General features: G+C 66.4%; 19 protein-coding genes. 8 read left to right on the top strand and 11 right to left on the bottom strand.

Annotated features, from left to right (window positions below; all coding sequences use genetic code 11):
- Positions 1-19: 19 nt before the first annotated feature.
- Together ACIP5Y_RS22985 and ACIP5Y_RS22980 are read left to right on the top strand one after the other, a co-directional pair.
- Positions 20-1,414 carry an ABC1 kinase family protein gene (locus tag ACIP5Y_RS22985; RefSeq protein ID WP_400352533.1) on the top strand — a complete coding sequence of 465 codons (1,395 nt, stop codon included), beginning with the start codon at positions 20-22 and terminating at the stop codon, positions 1,412-1,414.
- Between the two features lie 117 nt (positions 1,415-1,531).
- Complete coding sequence (locus tag ACIP5Y_RS22980; protein WP_400352531.1) at positions 1,532-2,008, top strand: NUDIX domain-containing protein; 477 nt, start codon at positions 1,532-1,534, stop codon at positions 2,006-2,008.
- Positions 2,009-2,039: 31 nt separating this feature from the next.
- Here ACIP5Y_RS22980 and ACIP5Y_RS22975 read toward each other — a convergent pair whose 3' ends face one another.
- Together ACIP5Y_RS22975 and ACIP5Y_RS22970 are read right to left on the bottom strand one after the other, a co-directional pair.
- On the bottom strand, positions 2,040-2,864 hold the full coding sequence (locus ACIP5Y_RS22975; RefSeq protein WP_400352529.1) for an MBL fold metallo-hydrolase: 825 nt from the start codon (positions 2,862-2,864) through the stop codon (positions 2,040-2,042).
- A 29-nt stretch (positions 2,865-2,893) separates the two neighbouring features.
- The gene (locus ACIP5Y_RS22970; protein ID WP_400352527.1) at positions 2,894-3,283 is read right to left on the bottom strand and encodes a pyridoxamine 5'-phosphate oxidase family protein; all 390 of its coding nucleotides are present in this window, start codon (positions 3,281-3,283) and stop codon (positions 2,894-2,896) included.
- 135 nt (positions 3,284-3,418) lie between these two features.
- Between ACIP5Y_RS22970 and ACIP5Y_RS22965 the strand changes: the two genes are divergently transcribed.
- On the top strand, positions 3,419-4,111 hold the full coding sequence (locus tag ACIP5Y_RS22965) for a L,D-transpeptidase (RefSeq protein ID WP_400352525.1): 693 nt from the start codon (positions 3,419-3,421) through the stop codon (positions 4,109-4,111).
- A gap of 12 nt (positions 4,112-4,123) precedes the next feature.
- Here the strand turns inward: ACIP5Y_RS22965 and ACIP5Y_RS22960 are convergent, their stop codons facing one another.
- Complete coding sequence (locus ACIP5Y_RS22960; RefSeq protein WP_400352524.1) at positions 4,124-4,852, bottom strand: TVP38/TMEM64 family protein; 729 nt, start codon at positions 4,850-4,852, stop codon at positions 4,124-4,126.
- Positions 4,853-5,022: 170 nt separating this feature from the next.
- Here ACIP5Y_RS22960 and ACIP5Y_RS22955 point away from each other — a divergent pair, with 170 nt between their 5' ends.
- From ACIP5Y_RS22955 to meaB, 3 genes are read left to right on the top strand one after another with little or no spacing between them, the layout of a single operon-like run.
- Complete coding sequence (locus tag ACIP5Y_RS22955) at positions 5,023-6,882, top strand: methylmalonyl-CoA mutase family protein (RefSeq protein ID WP_400352522.1); 1,860 nt, start codon at positions 5,023-5,025, stop codon at positions 6,880-6,882.
- 2 nt (positions 6,883-6,884) lie between these two features.
- A complete protein-coding gene (scpA, locus tag ACIP5Y_RS22950; RefSeq protein ID WP_400352520.1) occupies positions 6,885-9,182 on the top strand; it encodes a methylmalonyl-CoA mutase in 2,298 nt (765 codons plus the stop codon).
- Positions 9,179-10,285 carry a methylmalonyl Co-A mutase-associated GTPase MeaB gene (gene meaB / locus ACIP5Y_RS22945; RefSeq protein WP_400352518.1) on the top strand — a complete coding sequence of 369 codons (1,107 nt, stop codon included), beginning with the start codon at positions 9,179-9,181 and terminating at the stop codon, positions 10,283-10,285. Before scpA ends, meaB begins: the two co-directional genes overlap by 4 nt.
- Before the next feature lie 1,301 nt (positions 10,286-11,586).
- Here meaB and ACIP5Y_RS22940 read toward each other — a convergent pair.
- The 3 genes from ACIP5Y_RS22940 to ACIP5Y_RS22930 all read right to left on the bottom strand — a co-directional run bounded on the left by ACIP5Y_RS22940 (position 11,587) and on the right by ACIP5Y_RS22930 (position 12,827).
- Positions 11,587-11,874: a toxin gene (locus tag ACIP5Y_RS22940; RefSeq protein ID WP_400352516.1), complete on the bottom strand. Its 288-nt coding sequence runs from the start codon at positions 11,872-11,874 to the stop codon at positions 11,587-11,589.
- Between the two features lie 13 nt (positions 11,875-11,887).
- The gene (locus ACIP5Y_RS22935; RefSeq protein ID WP_400352514.1) at positions 11,888-12,112 is read right to left on the bottom strand and encodes a hypothetical protein; all 225 of its coding nucleotides are present in this window, start codon (positions 12,110-12,112) and stop codon (positions 11,888-11,890) included.
- Between the two features lie 178 nt (positions 12,113-12,290).
- The gene (locus ACIP5Y_RS22930; protein ID WP_400352513.1) at positions 12,291-12,827 is read right to left on the bottom strand and encodes a hypothetical protein; all 537 of its coding nucleotides are present in this window, start codon (positions 12,825-12,827) and stop codon (positions 12,291-12,293) included.
- A gap of 376 nt (positions 12,828-13,203) precedes the next feature.
- On the opposite strand from ACIP5Y_RS22930, the gene ACIP5Y_RS22925 reads away from it, so the two are divergent.
- Both ACIP5Y_RS22925 and ACIP5Y_RS22920 read left to right on the top strand, forming a co-directional pair.
- Complete coding sequence (locus ACIP5Y_RS22925; protein WP_400352511.1) at positions 13,204-13,428, top strand: hypothetical protein; 225 nt, start codon at positions 13,204-13,206, stop codon at positions 13,426-13,428.
- A gap of 3 nt (positions 13,429-13,431) precedes the next feature.
- Positions 13,432-13,872 carry a GNAT family N-acetyltransferase gene (locus tag ACIP5Y_RS22920; protein ID WP_400352509.1) on the top strand — a complete coding sequence of 147 codons (441 nt, stop codon included), beginning with the start codon at positions 13,432-13,434 and terminating at the stop codon, positions 13,870-13,872.
- On the opposite strand, the gene ACIP5Y_RS22915 is transcribed toward ACIP5Y_RS22920, so the two are convergent.
- From ACIP5Y_RS22915 to ACIP5Y_RS22895, 5 genes are all read right to left on the bottom strand, one after another.
- Positions 13,800-14,399 (bottom strand): hypothetical protein, encoded by a 600-nt coding sequence (locus ACIP5Y_RS22915; RefSeq protein ID WP_400352508.1) that lies wholly within the window; start codon positions 14,397-14,399, stop codon positions 13,800-13,802. The genes ACIP5Y_RS22920 and ACIP5Y_RS22915 overlap by 73 nt on opposite strands.
- 368 nt (positions 14,400-14,767) lie before the next feature.
- Positions 14,768-15,913: an FAD-dependent oxidoreductase gene (locus ACIP5Y_RS22910; protein WP_400352506.1), complete on the bottom strand. Its 1,146-nt coding sequence runs from the start codon at positions 15,911-15,913 to the stop codon at positions 14,768-14,770.
- 384 nt (positions 15,914-16,297) lie between these two features.
- On the bottom strand, positions 16,298-16,648 hold the full coding sequence (locus tag ACIP5Y_RS22905) for a hypothetical protein (RefSeq protein WP_400352505.1): 351 nt from the start codon (positions 16,646-16,648) through the stop codon (positions 16,298-16,300).
- Between the two features lie 140 nt (positions 16,649-16,788).
- Positions 16,789-17,670, bottom strand: coding sequence for an amidohydrolase family protein (locus tag ACIP5Y_RS22900; RefSeq protein ID WP_400352503.1), 882 nt, complete (start codon positions 17,668-17,670; stop codon positions 16,789-16,791).
- Positions 17,667-18,716, bottom strand: a complete 1,050-nt coding sequence (locus ACIP5Y_RS22895; RefSeq protein WP_400353860.1) for a nucleoside hydrolase — start codon at positions 18,714-18,716, stop codon at positions 17,667-17,669. The genes ACIP5Y_RS22900 and ACIP5Y_RS22895 overlap by 4 nt, the downstream gene beginning before the upstream one ends.
- Positions 18,717-18,788 lie beyond the last annotated feature (72 nt).

Below are 18,788 nucleotides of genomic sequence, written 5' to 3'. Positions count from 1 at the left end.
GCAGAACAGGGGTGTTCCGATGTCGGACGAGATAGTGACCTCCCGCGTACTACGCGGCGCCAAACTCGGTAAACTCGTTGCGGGCCAGGCCGTCCGGGGCGCCGGCGTCACACTGTCGGTGGTCCGCGCGGGCGAGGAGGAACGCACCGCCCGCACCGAACGCGCCCTGGCCGCCGCTGCCGAGGACATCGTCACCGTGCTGGGCAGTATGAAGGGGCTGGCCATGAAGGCAGGCCAACTACTGTCCATGTTCGATCCACTGGCCGTCCTCGGACGCACCACGATCCCGCCGGAACAGCGAGAACGCTTCCAGCGCAAGCTCGCCGAACTCTACGATCGCGCACCCCAAGTGTCCTTCGAACGCATGCGCGCGGTCATCGAAACCGACTACGGCCGCCCGCTCGGCGAGATCTTCACCGACTTCGAGGCCGAACCCATCGGCGCCGCCTCCATCGGACAGGTCTATCGCGCCCGCCTGACCGACGGCCGTACGGTCGCGGTCAAGGTGCAATACCCCGGCATCGATGTCGCCGTGCGCGCCGACGTCAAGAACCTGGCCCTGCTCATGCGCATGATGCGGGTGCTCACACCGGTTTTCGACGATCACGTCCTGTTCCGGGAACTGTCCACGCATTTCGTCGCCGAGGTCGACTACCGCATCGAAGCCGGGAACCATCGCATCATCGCCGACATGTACCGCGGCCACCCCTTCATCCGCATCCCCGAGGTGATCTCCGAACTCTGCACCACCCACGTCCTGGTCACCGAATTCGCCGAGGGCGCAGCCTTCGACGAGATCGCCGCCATGCCCGCTCCGGTCCGAGACCGGGTCGGCGAAATCGTCATGCGCTTCTACGCCGGCTCCATGCTGCGCTTCCGCCGCTTCACCGGCGACCCCCATCCCGGCAATATCGTCCTCGCCCCCGACGGCACCGTGGTCTTCCTCGATTTCGGCCTCTTCAAACACATGGACGACACCGCGGTCGAATTCGAAATGGACTGCGTCCGAGCCGCCGCCGAATACCGCGCCGCCGACCTGCGCGCCCACCTCGTCTCCTACGGCGTCCTCGACGCGCACGCCCCCGCCACCGCCGACGAATGCCTGCGCATGTTCCACGAAATCTCCGGCTGGCTCCTCACCGACGCCGACATCCGCATCCCCGCCGACGCCGCCCCCACCGCCGTCTTCACCTGGGCAGACCCCCGCCGCGACTACTTCGACCACTGGCGCGACCAACGCGCCCCCGCCGAACACGCCTTCGCCCGCCGCGTCGAATACGGCACCCTCGCCCTCCTCGGCAAACTCCACGCCTCCGCCAACTGGCACCGCATAGCCCGCGAATGGATCTACCACGCCGACCCCCACACGGAACTGGGCCTGCTGGAACAGCAATGGCTCACAGAACACGCTTGACCTGTGCCAGCGGCAAGGGCCCGGCTATCCGGCAAGTCCGTGTCGATAGGCACCCTGGGCAGACGGCCTGCGCTCGAACCCAAGTGGCGGACCGGACAACACACATAGCCTGAGCGGGTGGACAGAATCGAATACCTCGCATCCCTGCCCCGCAAGCGAGCCGCCGCGAGCGTCCTGTTCTTCGACGAGTCGGACCGAATCCTGCTGGTGGAACCCACCTACAAGAACCACTGGGAACTACCGGGCGGCGTAATCGAAGCCGACGAATCCCCCCGCGCAGCAGCAATCCGCGAAATCGCCGAAGAACTGTCCCTGACCATCTCCCCGGACCGCCTGCTCGCCGTCGACTGGGTCCCACCGACCCCGCAGCGAACCGAAGGCCTGATCTTCGTCTACGACGGAGGCGCCCTGACTCCCGCGCAACGGGATTCGATCCGCCTCCCCGCCGACGAACTCCGCTCCTGGGCGTGGTGCGACGACCATGAAGCCATCGCACGCCTCACGGACCTGTTGGCGCGCAGAGCCATTGCCGCCCGGCATGCCCGCGCCGCCGGTTTCACCACCTACCTCGAAGATGGCTTCCCACCCGCCTGACGCATCCCGGAGTATTCCGGCAGGGGTCGCCTCAGTTGCTGACGAAGCGGCGCTGGCCGCCGGTGGTGATAATCCGGCCGAATTGCAGGTTCGGAAAGTGCGCGGCGACAACGAGATCGTCGGTATCGGCGCATTCGTCCGCTATGCGATTGCGTGCCGTGCCGGCTGCTCGCGGATCGAAATCCCAGATGACTTCCCAGTCCCTTTCGCCGAGTTGCACGACCGAATGGACGACATCGCCGAGGAGCAGGGCGCGTTCGGTGCCGGAGGAGACCACGTAGACCGTGGTGCCGGGCGTGTGGCCGGGTGTGTGGACCGCATCCAGGCCGGGCGCCACGGTGTGGTCGCCGTCGAAGAGTTCGACCTGGCTCTCGACTGCCGTCATCGTGTCGGCGATGTGCCGATCGGCATCGTGTGCCGTGACGAAGTATTCCCAGTCCGCGCGGTGAACGCGATAGGTCGCATTCGGGAAGAAGGCCTGCCCTCGATGGCTCGCCCATCCGATGTGATCGAAATGTAGATGGGTGAAGACGACATCGCTGACATCCTCCGGAGCGATCCCATTGGCTCGCAAGGCGTCCGGTAGCCCGCCGCCGGCGTACTTCCCATCGTCGTATGCTCCGACCCCGGCGTCGACCAGACTGACCCGTCCGTCCCGTCGGACCGCGAAGCCGCCGAGCGGTAGGGAGATGGTCCCATCGGGCCCCAAATGCTCGTGGTAGCAATGCCACGCATCGGAAACCCCGGGCCGCCCGAGGATCTCGCGGGCAACCTCGACCCCGAACCCGTCGAGCAGGGGAATGATCTCGATATCCCCGACCCTGATCGCCCCGGCCGCCTCTCGCACATTCGTCATGCCCCTCGCCAACCGTCGGCGCTACAGGTTCATTCCATCTGGAACGAACCTGGTTGTGCGGTAACGGGTAACGGGTGGCAGTCGCTGCCGCAAGCGTTCACGTTCTGGCTGTTCTCGGTCGCGGCGCGGTGTTGCACTGCTCGGGTGACCACGATTTCGATGCCGCGGTCGGTGAGGGTGGCGAGGCCGTCGACGAGGAGGGTGTAGCCGCCGGGTTCGAGTGGTGGCCACAGGAGGGTGACGGTGTTGCGGTCGCCGATATTGCGGCGAGTGCTGTTGCCGGCGTCGGTGACAAGGAATCGGTGTGAGTCCAATTCCGCTCGCACCTCGATGGCATGGGGCCGGATATCCGCGCCGATGGTGATCAGGTAGGCGTTCCCGTATCCGGTGAGCGTCTGCTCGAGCTCGCCGGATGCCACGACTTGACTGATCGCCCCAGCGTACCGAGCGAGGCGGGATACCTCGCCCGGATCGGTACGCCGCTGCGCCGGTCGCAGGCGTGCACCCTGCACCGATGCGAGGACTGCCAGGTTCATAGGCCAGACTTGTTCGTTGTGCCTCGAATTCGCCATGTCGGCAGTGTGCTGGCCGCGGTAGCGGTCTTCTTTGCGGTTTCTGCCTGTGGCGGCGGACGGAACAGCGGGCCGGTTACGGACGCGCTACAGCCCTCGTATCACGGTCCCGCACAGCAGTTGATCACTGTCGTCTCGGGTTCGCCGACGCATACCGCCGGTCGCTTGACGGCATGGCAGCGCAACGGCGATCACTGGACGCGGGTCTTCGGTCCGCTGCACGCGGATCTGGGCGCCGATGGGATCGGCGTCGCGAACGAGACCACTGCCCACACTCCGGCCGGGACCTGGCCGTTGACCGAGGCCTTCGGCATTCAGCCCGATCCGGGCACGCGGCTGCCCTACCGGCAGGTGACCGACAAGGATTGGTGGGTATCGGATCCCACGTCGCCTTACTACAACACCCACTACACCTGCGCGCCCGGCACATGCCCGTTCAAGGAAGAGGACGGTGAGGATCTGGGTGAGGCCGGTCCGGCCTACGACCACGCGGTGGTGATCGACTACAACCGCTCGCCCGTCGTACCGGGCAACGGTTCGGCGATCTTCCTGCATGTGGGCGACGGCAATCCGACGGCCGGTTGTGTGACCGTCCCCGGTCCGACACTCGTCGACATCATGCGCTGGCTCGACCCGGCCGACAATCCGGTCATCGACATCTCCGTCGCCGAATAACGGCGCCGGGACTCAGCCCGCGACTTCCGGTTCGGGGTCCGGCACGCCGAGGCGGGTGTCGATCGCCAGCCCGATGATTCCCACCGCCAGACAGGCGACGGTGAGAATGATCTGCCCGGGCGAGGTGCGATTGGTCAGCGCATCACCCAGCAGCACCGTGCCGATGGTGCCCGGCACGATGCCGATCAGCGTCGCGATCAGATACGGCGTCATGCGCACGGATGACAGCCCCGCGCAATAGTTCACGATCGAGAACGGCGCAAAGGCGATGAGCCGCAACGACCCGACCGCCAGCCACCCGCGCCGCGCCAGCCGGGCATCGACCGCCTGAACGGTCGGATGGGTGAGCCGTGCGCGCACCCGTTCATGATCGACCGCGCGCACCAGCAACAGCGCCAGCACCGCACTGAGCGTGGTGGCCGAAATGGCAAGCGTCAGGCCCAGAACCGGCCCGAACAACATCCCCGCACTCAACGTGAACACGGTGCGCGGAAACGGTGCGATGCAGATCAGCGTATGCAGGACGAAGAACACCAGCGGTAGCAACGGCCCGACCGAATCGGCCCAGTGCCGGATCTGCACCGGCCCCGGATGCGGCGCGAAAGCCGCCAGCGCGAACAGGACAACACACAGCAGCACCACGGCAAGCACCCGCGGCCGGCGCAGGCGGCGGAGCTGCTGGAAGAGTCGGCTGCGCGGTTCGGAGGCGCTGGTGAGCGGCCCGCGCACGGTTGTTGGCACCGCGCCAGGTTACCGGCTGGTAGTGAGACTCAGTCGACTGTATCCGGAAACGTCCCGCTAGCATCAGGATAAAGACGATGAATGCTCGTTAACCGAAGTGGCTGCTGAGCTGGGCGAATGCCCAAGAAATCGGCTATGTGGTCAGTGAGTGGAAGAAGGAAACAGCAGCTATGCCGATTGCTTCCGACCCGGGCACCGATCCGGTGCCCGAGTATGCCGCCTGGCGCAAGGGTGTCGCCGGGGTGCTGGCAAAGGCCCGCAGGGTGGATGTGGCCGATTTGCCGGACGAGCCGGAGAAGCTGCTCGCGGTCCAGACCTACGACGGGCTGACCGTCAATCCGCTCTACACGCGTCGCGACGAGCTGCCCGAGCAGCCGCTGCCCGGCGCCTTCCCCTTCGTGCGCGGCGGTGACGCCCAGCGGGATGTGCACCGCGGCTGGTTCGTGAGCCAGCGCTTCGGCGGCCGGGATGCCAAGGCCGTCAATGAGCAGATCCTGTTCGCGCTCGAGAACGGCGTGAGCGCGCTGTGGCTCGGCGCAGGGGAGCGCGGCGTACCGATCGCCGATCTTCCGGTGGCATTGCGCGGCCTGCTCTTCGAGCTCGCACCGCTGACCCTGAATGCGGGTACCGAGACGGATGCGGCCGCGGCCCAGGTGTTCTCGATCCTCGACGGCTACCAGGTAGCCGATCGCACCGGTATCCGCGTGCAACTCGGCGCCACACCGTTGACCAGCTTGTTCGCCGGTAGCGAGGCCATCGACCTGGATGGCGCGATCGCACTGGCACAGCAGGCGGTGGCGCGGCCGGAGTCGGTGCGCGCGATCATGGTGTGTGGCGTGGCCTTCCATAATGCCGGCGCCTCGGATGCGCAGGAGTTGGGTGCGGCCGTGGCCGCGGGCCTGGAGTACCTGCGTGCTCTGACTGCGGCGGGTGTGGATATCGCGGAGGCGCTGGGACAGCTGGAATTCCGTTTCGCTGCCACCGATGACCAGTTCGAGACCATCGCCAAATTCCGTGCCGCACGACGCGTGTGGGCGCGGGTGGCGCAGGTGTGCGGTGCCCCGGAGTTCGGTAATGCTCCGCAGCAGGCTGTTACTTCCCCGGCGATGATGAGTCAGCGTGACCCGTGGGTGAACATGCTGCGCACCACCTTGGCGGCGTTCGGTGCGGGTGTGGGTGGTGCAGACATCGTGACCGTGCTGCCTTTCGATGATGCCTTGCCGGGCGGGGAACTCGATGTCTCGCAGGCGTTCTCCGAGCGCATGGCCCGCAATACGCAGTTGCTGTTGCTGGAGGAGTCCCACCTGGGTCATGTGCAGGATCCGGGCGCGGGTTCCTGGTTCGTGGAGTCGCTCACCGAGGAACTCGCCGCGAAGGCGTGGGAGTTCATGCAGGAGATCGAGAGAGCCGGTGGCTATCTGGCCGCGTTGCAGGCGGGTTTGCTTGCCGAGCGGATCGCCGCGACCAAGGCCAAGCGTGATTCGGATGTGGCACATCGCAAGACGGCGGTCACGGGTGTGAACGAGTTCCCGAACCTGGCCGAGAAGCCGTTGTCGGAGGCCGCTCGCGCCGCGAGTTCGGCTGCGGCGTACGGTGCCGCGTTCGAGGCGCTGCGTAATCGCTCCGATGCTTTCCTCGCCGCGCACGGTGCGCGGCCGAAGGCGCTGTTGGTGCCGTTGGGTCCGGTGTCGGAGCACAATGTGCGTGTCACCTTCACCGCCAACCTACTGGCGTCCGGCGGCATCGAATCGGTCAACCCGGGTGCCCTCGATCTCGCCGGAATCAGCGCGGCGGCAACCGAGTCCGGCGTGCACCTCGCGGTGCTGTGCGGCGCGGACGCACGTTACGGCACCGAAGCGGGTGGGGCCACGGACGCATTGCGCGCCGCGGGCATCACCACGGTCCTGCTGGCAGGCCCGGAGAAGGCAGTGGCGGACCTGTCCGGCGCACAGCGCCCCGATGGATTCGTGACGGCGCGGATGGATGCGGTGACGGCTCTGTCCGGCCTGCTCGAGAAGCTGGGAGCATAGCGATGAGCGATATCAAGCATCTGATCGGCAGTTTCGCCGAGGTCCCGCTCGGGGAACCGGAGACCGCGCCGGTGCAGCCCGCGCAGGTCGATGCCTTCGTCAAGGAGGCGGCCCAGGCCAACCACTATGCGCCCGAACAGCTCACCTGGTCGACCCCCGAGGGCATCGAGGTGCCCCCGGTGTTCACCAAGGCCGACCGTGACGGCATCGTCGAGCAGGGTTACCCGCTCGACAGCGTGCCGGGCCTGGCCCCGTTCGTGCGTGGCCCGTACCCGACCATGTACGTGAATCAGCCGTGGACGATTCGGCAGTACGCGGGCTTCTCGACCGCCGCGGACTCGAATGCCTTCTACCGCCGCAACCTGCAGTCGGGTCAGAAGGGCCTCTCGGTCGCCTTCGACCTGGCCACCCACCGCGGCTACGACTCCGATCACCCGCGGGTCACCGGTGATGTGGGTATGGCCGGTGTCGCCATCGACTCCATCCTGGACATGCGGGAACTGTTCGATCAGATTCCCCTGGACCAGGTTTCGGTGTCGATGACCATGAACGGCGCGGTGCTGCCGATTCTGGCGCTGTATGTCGTCGCCGCCGAGGAGCAGGGCGTCAAGCCCGAGCAGCTGGCCGGAACCATTCAGAACGACATTCTGAAGGAGTTCATGGTCCGCAACACCTACATCTACCCGCCCAAGCCCTCGATGCGGATCATCTCCGACATCTTCGCCTTCACCTCCGCGAAGATGCCGAAGTTCAACTCGATCTCCATCTCCGGCTACCACATTCAGGAAGCCGGCGCGACCGCCGACCTGGAGCTGGCCTACACCCTCGCCGACGGCGTGGAGTACATCAAGGCCGGTATCGACGCGGGCATGGAGGTCGACAAGTTCGCGCCGCGCCTGTCGTTCTTCTGGGCGATCGGCATGAACTTCTTCATGGAGGTCGCGAAACTGCGTGCGGGCCGCCTGCTCTGGAGCGAGCTGGTCGCCGAGTTCGAGCCCAAGAGCGCGAAATCGCTGGCGCTGCGGACCCATTCGCAGACCTCGGGCTGGTCGCTGACCGCGCAGGACGTGTTCAACAATGTGGCGCGTACCTGCGTGGAGGCCATGGCCGCTACTCAGGGCCACACCCAGTCGCTGCACACCAACGCTCTCGATGAGGCGCTCGCGCTGCCGACGGACTTCTCCGCCCGCATCGCGCGTAATACTCAGCTGCTGATCCAGCAGGAGTCCAACACGACTCGCCCCGCCGACCCGTGGGGCGGCTCCTATTACGTGGAGTGGCTGACCCATCAGCTGGCCGAACGCGCCCGCGCCCACATCGCCGAGATCGAGGCGCACGGCGGTATGGCACAGGCGATTTCGGAGGGCATCCCGAAGCTGCGCATCGAAGAGGCCGCCGCGCGTACTCAGGCGCGTATCGACACCGGGCAGCAGCCGGTCATCGGCGTAAACAAGTACCAGGTCACCGAGGACACCCCGATCGAGGTACTCAAGGTCGACAACACCCGCGTGCGCGCCGAGCAGAACGCCAAACTGGTGAAGCTGCGCGCGGAACGTGATCCGGCCGAGGTCGAGCGTGCACTGGGTGAATTGACCCGTGCCGCAGGTTCTTCCGAGGGCGGCATGGGCAACAACCTGCTCGCGCTGGCCATCAATGCCGCGCGCGCCAAGGCGACCGTCGGTGAGATCTCCGACGCCCTCGAAAAGGTGTACGGCCGCCACCAGGCCGAGATCCGCACGCTCTCGGGCGTTTACCGCGAGGAGGCCGGCAAGGTGAGCAATATCAGCAAGGCCATCACGCTGGTCGAGGAGTTCGCCGAGGCCGAGGGCCGCCGCCCCCGCATCCTGGTCGCCAAGATGGGCCAGGACGGCCACGACCGCGGCCAGAAGGTGATCGCCACCGCCTTCGCCGACCTCGGCATGGACGTCGATGTGGGCCCGCTGTTCCAGACCCCGGAAGAGGTGGCACAGCAGGCGGCCGACAACGACGTGCACGTCGTCGGCGTGTCCTCGCTGGCGGCCGGTCACCTCACGCTGGTGCCCGCCCTGCGGCAGGCACTGGCCGATGTCGGGCGCCCCGACATCATGGTCGTGGTCGGCGGCGTCATCCCGCCCGGCGACTTCGACGAGCTCTACGAGGCCGGGGCGGCAGCGATCTTCGCACCCGGCACCGTCATCGCCGACGCGGCCATCGACCTGATCAAGAAACTGGGCGACGCGCTCGGCCACGAGATCGGCGGCGGCGCAGGCGAAACCGCCCCGGCCGCGAGCGGCGAGAACGGTACCGGCGGGGGCGAATGAGCGAGGCCGGACGCGCGAGCGAGGGTGGGGAGCTCCACCCTCGCCTCGGCACCACCGCCGGTGTGACGGCATCCGGTGGCCCCGCACCTCGTGGCGGCGTGCGCGCCGCCAAGCGGGTCATCGATGTGGATCAGCTCGCCGAGTCGGTCCGCACCGGCGAGCGCGCCGGTTTGGCGCGCGCGATCACCCTGGTCGAATCGACGCGCGGCGACCATCGGGAGCTGGCTCAGCAGCTGCTGCTGAAGCTTACTCCCGAGGCCGATCGCATCGATTCGAACCGGGTCGGCATCACCGGCGTTCCGGGCGTGGGTAAGTCGACCTTCATCGACGCGCTGGGCATTTCGCTCATCGAACAGGGTCATCGGGTCGCGGTCCTGGCTGTCGACCCGTCCTCCACCCGCACCGGCGGTTCCATCCTGGGCGACAAGACCCGCATGGCCCGCCTGGCCGCCGAACGCGACGCCTTCATCCGCCCGTCCCCGACCGCCGGCACCCTGGGCGGGGTCGCCAAGGCCACCCGCGAAACCATCGTGCTGCTGGAAGCCGCGGGCTATGACGTCATCCTCGTGGAGACCGTAGGCGTCGGCCAGTCCGAAGTGACGGTCGCCAATATGGTCGACGTCTTCTGCTTCCTGACCCTGGCCCGCACCGGAGACCAGTTGCAGGGCATCAAGAAAGGCGTCCTGGAGTTGGCCGACCTGGTCGCGGTCAACAAGGCCGACGGCCGCCACGAACTGGAAGCCAAAGCCGCCGCCCGCGAACTGCAGGGCGCCATGCGCCTGATCCACCCCCGCGACTCCCTGTGGCGCCCACCGGTCCTCACCATGAGCGGCCTCAACGGCACCGGCCTGGGCGACTTCTGGGACACCGTCCTCACCCACCGCCGCGTCCTCACCGAAGCAGGCGAATTCGCCGAAAAACGCCGCCGCCAGCAAGTCGACTGGACCTGGACCATGGTCCACGACAACCTACTACGCCGCCTCACCGACAACCCGCACGTGAAATCCATTCGCGCCCAGGTAGAAAAAGGCGTCCGCGACGGCTCCCTCACCCCCGCCCTCGCCGCCGAGGAAATCCTGCGCGCCTTCGACGACCGGAATTAACCTCCTCGGGCAGGGTCGCCCGAGGTAGTCGAATACCGCAGTGCTGGGCGGTGTTTCGGGGTTACGGAGTCGCCGAAAATCCGATGAAGTTCGGGATGTGCCCTGGTATGCGGAGATTCGCCAGTTCCGGGTGCAGGGTGGGGCGGTGACCGACAAGAACCCTGGCCTGTGCGCCGGTCCGCACATGACGAGGTTGTTCGGACCGGCGCTCACGAATCCGCATTCAAAGACCGGAGTACCAATCAGCAGGGTTTTGGTTCGAGTCCGAATAGCGTGGACCACGAACACACGTTGCCTGACCGGCATAAGTTCGTGGTCACTGAACAAACCGATGAGCGGCTCCAGACACCCCGGCAGGTCACCTCAAACTCGACAACTACCTCGCGCTGCTCAACATCTTTCTCGATGCCAAGGGCAACTTCGACCAACTCTTGTTCAAGCCGGACGGCACTTTGAAGAACTACTTCGACAGGAACCGCTCCGCATACTCACGAACCCTCCGCCTCTGCAGGACGGCACGCCGTGATGTCACCGGACAAGCCCTATGCCGACAGAATTCTCGGTGACCACATCGTGCGGGGCCGATGGACCGACCGACCGATGTCGCTCACTGACGCGACGCGCAGTGTCATCGAGTTCGCTACCGGGCTGGCACGCATCCATCCGGCCAGTACGACGAGGGGCGAGCGCTCGGCAACTTCGTCTCACTCGGGTTTCCCGAGCCCGACCAGGTCACGCCCGAGATGAGGAAGCTGTATCGGCGCGAGATCGCCGAGGCTGTCACGAGACTACTGACCGAGATCTGGGATCCCGACTATGCACTGTGGACCGGGTTCGGCACCATCGATGCCGTTCGGGACCCCCCGCCCGAAGGTCCGCCTCGAACTCGGCAGATGGAAACGCGCAGTTCAGCGGGGCGAAATCCCCCAACCGCCGCGCCCGTTGGGTTGGGAAACCTACTTCCACACCGATATTCCCGCCGTCGACTCCTCACTGCTGCCCGAGGCGGCGCACGTCGAGCAGTTCCATCGCGGCATTTTGATCCGACTCGGCGACGACCCTCTCTCCGTGTCGAGAGACATGGTCGAGCAAACCCGGCTCGCGATCGGATACCCCCGCTTCCGCCGCCCTCTTGAGCCGACGGTGGTACAAGTTGTGCACAACTCGTGGTGTTGGGGTCTGCCCAACACCACGTCACGGGAACGTGGAGTGCGGTGGGGAGAGTCCACTGTCCGAACCGTGGATCCTCGCTGCCGGCCCCTACACAGCCGCCCGCTGCGTGGCCCCAAACTGCTTGCAGGTCAGCGGAACAGCGCGCCGACTGTGCGCAGCAACTCCGGCATGTCGGCAACCAGGCCGGCCACCTGGCCCAGTCCCGACTCGGGGATCCAGTGAATCAGATCCGGCACTGCGACCCCGATCGTGTCGGTGCCCTTTTCGTCGCGATAGCGGACTCGGTGCACGCTCGTGAAGTCCTCGGGCACCACGCCGGGCACGACCCGGCACACCACCACCCGGCCCTTCTTCGCGGCCAGATACCGCGGCCCCGACAACACCACCACATACGCCGCAGGCGACCCCGCATCCATACGGGGCCGAATCTCACCTTGCTGCACGCGTGACCCGTTCCACCGCCACCTGTTCGGCCGCCAGCCATCCCTCGTCGATGCCGAGCAGCGCATCGGTCTGCTTGGACTGCTCCCACATCTGCCGTTCCAGCTTGTCCTCGATGGCTTCGAGGACCCACGCCGACACGTTTCCGCCCGCCGCAGCCCGCAATCGCGCATCCAGCTCGTCGGGTACTTTCACTGACAGGTTCTGGCTCATACATGCAAGACTACCGCCGGTAGCACCGCCCGTAGCACCTTCGGCGAATGTTGTGTTCACCCTGTCCGGAAAAGGTGGGCGTGATGCAAGCCGCTGGTCGGCACGCAAAGTCGTGATCGTGACACGCGCGGTCCGCGCTGCACGGACGATGCCGGGAGCAGATGAGCGGGGGAGAACGCTAGCGTTCGTAGCCGATGTCGCGGCGCTCGGTCCTCGGCGGCCGGTAGGTCGGCGCGTCGCGCTCGGCCGTTGAATGGCGAGAGTTGTCGAGGCTTCGGGTGGGTGAATCGGCCTGGCGCTGGGAGGCGAGCTGGAACAGCCGCCGTGCGTAGGCGAACAGGCTCATCAGGGCCGATCGCAGCGCGGATTCGGGGGCGAGTGCTTCAATGCGGGAATGTGCCTGGGCCAATGCACTTGTCGGGAGGTCCACGTCGACGCTGAATTGGGCGCGCCGGAATCCGTGGATGGCCCCCAGTAGCTGGGTCTCGATTTCGGCGTGCTCGCGCCGTATCCCGGCGGCCCAATCGTCGACGTTCGTGCGGCTGGTGTAGTCGAGATAGTCGTAGAGCCCGCGCACCGCGTCTCCGACGGGCAGGGCCCGCGCGCGGGGCGCCAGCGCAAGGACTGCGCCGCGTAGTCCTTGCGCCTCGTCGGGGTCGTGTGAGCGGTGCAGTGTGTCGGCGAGGGCGAGTAGTTCGTTCTCGAGATCGGCCATGGCCTGCTCCTGGAGGTGTGCGAGAGCGGCACCGACAGGGGTGCAGGTGCCGGTATCGAGTATGCCGGGCAGGCAGGACAATTGGTGCCCTCCCGCACTGCTGGTGCGGATCGAATTGCCCTGGGCCAGTGGCGTATTCGCGTGCGATGCGCAGTGTTTGTCGGTGGCGCGCGGTAGCCTCGCTGTCTACGGGAAACCGACATATCAGGGGATTCTGATATCGAAAGGCCGCCGCAATCGCGAGAAACGTGCCACCGCAGCCGTTTCAGCTCGACCGCAGTCCGACCCGCTCGCACCGGTAGATGCGGGTGCAGCGATGCGGGTCCGCCATGCCGCCGACGCCGGTGAGCTAGCCCAACTCGAGAGGTGGGCTGATATGGCGGGGTGCCGGGGCGGGCCGGTCACCGCGCGCCGGCTCGTGCAGGCGCACGATGACGGGTTCTTGGCCACAGCCCTGGACTTCGCAGCGGGCAACGGCGCCAATGAGCGGGCCTACCGCGGTGGAGGGCTCGAGGCGTTGGTGTGGGCGCACACCTTCGCGCTGGTCGCGGTCGATGACGACGGTGTGCTCGGGGGTCTGCTGGCCGGTCCCTCGGAGTAGCTGTTGGCGCGACTGCCGCCGCGGACCGGGCTGCAGGCGGTGCTGAACGGGATCCTGCGCACCTCGAAACTGCACTTCGTGTCCGTCGATGAGAACAATCGGCGCGATGGCGCGGGGGCCTCGCTGGTGCGCGAGGCGATCGAGATTGCCCAGCGCTCGCAGGCCGACCTGTTCTACGGGCATTTCGAAGCCAATGGTCCGGGCCTGGAACGGTTCTACCGCGAACTCGGACTCACCCTGCACCCCACCGGAGCAGAGCTGGACTTCTCGGCGATCTTCGGGAACCCCGGCGGGCCCTCACCCATGCCCAGCGAGCGCTTCTTCACCAGCCAGTTCCGGCGATCTGCACACTCACCGCGGCCCAGGATTGGTCAGCGAACCTCGATGATCTCGTCCAGTGCGATGCGAGCAGCATGGAGGAGCTCGAGCCGGGCGGCAAGATAGCGTTCACCGATCTGGTCGATCGCCTGCTGGCGCATATGTAGGTCGTCGGCTGAATTCGCGTGGGCCTCTGCAAAATCGCGGACTGCTTGCACGAGCCGGCCGAACTGCAGAATCAGCTCCTGTGTCGTCGTGGCAACCTGATCCGGGCCCTCGAGCAATACGAGATCGCCTACCTGCTCGGCATGCTTGAACAGACTGCGGATCTCGGCGATCCGTTCCACAGCAAAGGGTTCCGGCGTTGTTGCGGCTTTGACAGTGCGGAATTCTTGCTGATTGGCGCGATCGGCGGCGGCCATGGCCTGGAGAAAGTCGAGATAGGCGGCTTGGCGGCGCTCACGTCGCCAGCGGAAGTGCTCCATCCGTAGCTCGAGAATCTGAGTGTCCTTCTGCGCCAGCTCCTTACGAACCTGCTCCCGCTCGAGAGCGGTTTGGCGTCGATTCTCGGCCCTGGCCGCGATGACGGCGGTGAGTCCTGCGCCGAGAGCTGTCCCCAGCACCCCCACTGCCGCAACGAGAACACTGATCATCACTATCTCCGAAGCGGAACGACTCTGCGCAGCGGCTCGATGTATCGCCGTACACGGATTATCGGCGGGCACAGGCCCGGTTGTGGCGCATTCGTCGAGCAGCTGCTGGAACCCTGCGACCCGCGACCGGGGATGACGGTGGACGTGACGCAGGGCCGGACGTTCAGACGCGGTGCTGGTCGACTGTGAAGGCAGCCTCACCCGCGACAAGATGCGCGGGTCTTCGCGGCCGAAATCCAATGCCGGTGCTCTGAACCGGAGGCCATTGAGCACCACAACGAGATCCGCGAGAACCGAGCCTGCGCCACCGCAGCGACCACAACCGACTGCTGAACGCCCACACAGCCATCCGCGTGGCACAGCTGTAACTACACCGAGGCAGGCAGCGGGTCCTGGCCGAGGAATCGCGTGCCGTTCTCCGCACCCGCGCGGACGGCCGCAAATCCGTAGTCGATCATCTCTCGCTCGTATTCGCCCAGCGCCTCGCGCAGATCACGGCCGTGCGCGGCCTGCACGAGTGCGTCGGTGAGGTGGGCGGCATCGCGCAACGCGGTGCAGGCGCCGGACCCCGACGCCGGACTCATGGCATGAATCGCATCGCCCAGCAACGTCACCCGGGTCGTGGACCAGGCGGGGATCGGCACGCTGGTTCGCAGAGGGAGTGCGAAGAGCGAGTCCGGATCACTGTGGGCGACGATCTCGCGCAAGCGCGGATGCCAGGTCCGTACGGCGGTGGTCACCAGGTCGTGTAGTTGCGTGCCGCCGAGATCGCGCACGGAACCGGCCCGGTTATCGAACCATTCGCTGCGCGCGCCGAACGAACAGGTCATGTAGTCCCGCAATCCCGTATCCGCCGGGAACTCCACGGGCGCGACGCCGACGAAGGTGCCCTCGGGCCCGGAGATGGCTGTGAAAATGCCGAACATGCTCTCGTCGAACAGCTTCCGGGTTTCCGCGGTGAGCGGAACGGCTCCGTAGACCTGCCACACGCCGGACTCGGCGACGCGCGCCTGCGGCAGGTACTGCTGGCGCACCACGGAGTTGATGCCGTCGGCCGCCACCAGCACATCGGCAGAAATGGTGGCGCCATCGCCGAGACGCACCACGAGCCTGCCGTCCTGACCCGTGTCGTACCCGCCGACGCCGGTTCCGAAGACGACGGAATCCTCGATGCCGGACAGCAGGATTCGCCGCAGCGTGAGCCGGTCGACCGCGTAGGCGATATCGTCGGATTCCTTGGTTAATAGTTCGCGCAGTTCATGGTCGAGCAGTGTGAACCGCGGCCGCGGGGTCCCGGAAGTGGCGTGGAACAGGTCGGCGAGCCGTGGTGGCAGCGTCCGGTGCAGCGCATTCTCCGCCGTGCCGTCGAGGTGCAGCCGATAGCCTTGCCGGCGCGAATCCAGCGCGGCATCGCGTTCATAGACGGTGCAGTCGATTCCCGCGCGCAGCAGCCCCTGTGCGAGGGCGAGTCCGCCCAGGCCTGCGCCTGCGATGACAACGGTGAATCCAGCCATGACGAGTCCCTTCGAACATTCGGTGAATGGAAGGGACGCCCAGGTCGCACCCGGTGGGTGTGGTGTCTGGCGCGGTGCGCCGCCGGGACTAACCGATACCCGAGCTGTGTCTTCGCGCGTCCGACGGCCAGTGTAGTCACGGTTAGGGGGTCGTTTTCGGGGTTCGATGATTCCGGTCGGTCGACTTGGGCATACCGTAGATGTCCCATCCTGCTGTGACCAGGGACGGGACGCGGCTCGAGGTCGTGAATAGGGGAGGGATTGCCGTCGTCAGGCAAGGAGATGAGTGACGATGGATCCGGAACGAGTATGGGCCATCATGTGGATTCTGCTCGATCGCTATGGATTGCTACCCCCGATGTCATTACGCCCCTGACCGGGATGTCATTGCGCCGCTGACAGCTCCGCCGCCTCGAGCTGCTCGATCCGCCGCAACCGCAGACTCAGGTGCAGCACGAACAACAGCGGGAAGACCAGGCAGGCAACCCTGGTCGGCGTCGGCAGCGTATCCGCGAGCACCGCGGCCAGCGCCGTGATCGCGGCAATGATCGACGCCGCGCCCAGCGCGGCGTGGTGATCGCGGCGGCGCTCGGTCAGCAGCGCCATCCACTCGTCGGGATCGGCGAACCCGGGCCGTTCTCCGGTGTTCACCGCATGCTCGAACGAACGCCGCAGCCGCGGCTCACGCGCGAGCAGTGGGCGGCCCCAGACCCCCGCCGCCCAGATCAGCGGCACGAGGCTGCTCCCGGAAACCAATAGCCACACCATAATTCGGATCCGTTCACTCTGGACAGACGCTGTCCTCGAGTGTGCGTACCCGCGCACGGCGATTCCACGCACCCCAGGGGTGGAAAACGCGTGACCCAGGTGGTGGCCTAGAGGCCGAACTCCCGCGCGGCATTGTCGTGACAGACCTGCCGCAGCCAATCCTGGCCCAGGTCCAGCCGTTCCAGCGCGGTCAGGGCGTGATCGTAGGTGTAGGGGATGTTGGGGAAGTCGCTGCCGAACAGGATGCGGTCGCCGAGTTCCAGCAGGCGTCCGCGTTCGGTTACCGGGAACGGATCGGCCGCTTCGAAGAAGTCGGTGAAGTTCATAGTGGTGTCGAGCATGACGTTCTCGTGCGCCTGCACGATATCCAGGAACGCGCCGTAGTCCGGCGCACCCATATGGGCGATGATCAGCCGCAATCGCGGAAACCGCTGCAGGAGCGCGGCGATCGGCTCGGGACCGGTGAAGTCGGTGGCGGTGGGCGCGGATCCGCAGTGGATCAGCACCGGTACACCCGCGTCCTGCAACAGCCCCCAGACCTCGGTGAGCAGCGGGTCGCCGGGATGGAAGCCGCCGACCTGTACGTGCACCTTGAAGATTCGCGCCCCTGCCTCGACTGCGGCGTCGACGTAGCTGGCCGCGTGGTGCTCGGGGTAGAAGGTCGCGGTGTGCAGGCAGTCCGGGGTGCGGGCGGCGAAGTCGGCGGTCCACTCGTTGAGCCAGGCGGCCATATCCGGTTTGTGCGCGTACACCAGCGAGGTGAAGGCGCGAACGCCGAAGCCGCGCAGCGTCTTCAGCCGTACCTGCTCCTCGTCGCGGTATTCGATGGGCCAGCTCCGGCCGATCAGCGGCCCGGCGGAGTCGAAGTACTCCCACACCTTGCGCATGACCCGGTCGGGCATGAAATGCGTATGGATGTCGATGATTCCGGATAGCCCTACCCGTTCACGGAACGCGGCGACGGAATCATCGTCGGCCTGATCCGTCACTGCGGGCTCGTTTCCTGTGGGTACGCGGCCGCTGCCAGTGCCGCGATCCGGTCGATCAGCCGCTCGAAGAACACGTCCGGGTCGGTCGCGACCACGATGTCGGCATTGGGTTCTCGCCCCCACATGCCCGCCCAGTCGGCGACGGTGGTGGCGCGGGTGATGGTTCCGCTCAGCTCCACGTCCACCGTCGCGGGTTTGGTCACGGCCAGATCGGGATCCAGCGCCACCGCCGCCGCGAACGGATCGTGCATATGCGCCAGATAGCCTTGGTCGTAGAGCTTGTGGAAGTCGAAGTAGAACCGCACCGCATCGGTGAGGAATCGCACCAGCGGATTGCTGGCCTGTGAACGCGCCTGTGGCGGATCGATTTCCGACACCAGCTCGACCGGTGTGCTGCCCGCGCGTTGTGCCAGCAGCGCCAGGTGCGCGGGCTTCATCTCGATCGTCTCGGTGATGTCGAGCGCGCAGATGAGCGGTCGCCGATCGGCCGGCGCCGCGGCGAAAGCGTCGTACACCGCCTTGGCGGCCTCCGGATCGACGTGCACATTCCATTCATTGGTGGGCGTGGTGTTGCCGGGATGGTTGAACGCGCCACCCATGATCACCAGCCGGCGCAGCAGCTGGGGGAGTCGCGGTTCGATACGCAGCGCCAGCGCGAGATTGGTGACCGGCCCCGTGCACAGCCCGACGATCTCACCCGGGTGTTCCCTGGCCAGATCCACCCACAGCTGCGCGGCCGATCGCTCCGACAGCGTCCGCCGCGAGGCCGGCAGCAACGCATACCCGACACCCTGTGGCCCGTGGGTGTCCTCGGTGGTGCGCAGCGGAATCGCCAGCGGCTCCGCGGCCCCGAGCGCGACCTCGATATCGGGCGCCCGGCACAGATCCAGCAGCGCCAGATTATTGGCGGCGACCTGCGCGGCGGGCACATTGCCCGCGCTGGAGGCGATTCCGACGATCTCGGCCTCGGGGGAGGCCAGCAGGTACAGCAACCCCAGGGAATCATCGATCCCGGTGTCGTTGTCCATCAGAACCTTCACTGGCATGAGCGCCTCGCATTCGTCGAGTTCCCGGCTCATTAGAGGTACCAGACCGGAACGACCACACGTTCTCGGGCC

Origin of the sequence: Nocardia sp. NPDC088792 (assembly GCF_044750615.1) — a bacterium.
Taxonomy (GTDB): Bacteria; Actinomycetota; Actinomycetes; order Mycobacteriales; family Mycobacteriaceae; genus Nocardia.
This window is presented reverse-complemented; position numbering and strand designations above follow the sequence as displayed.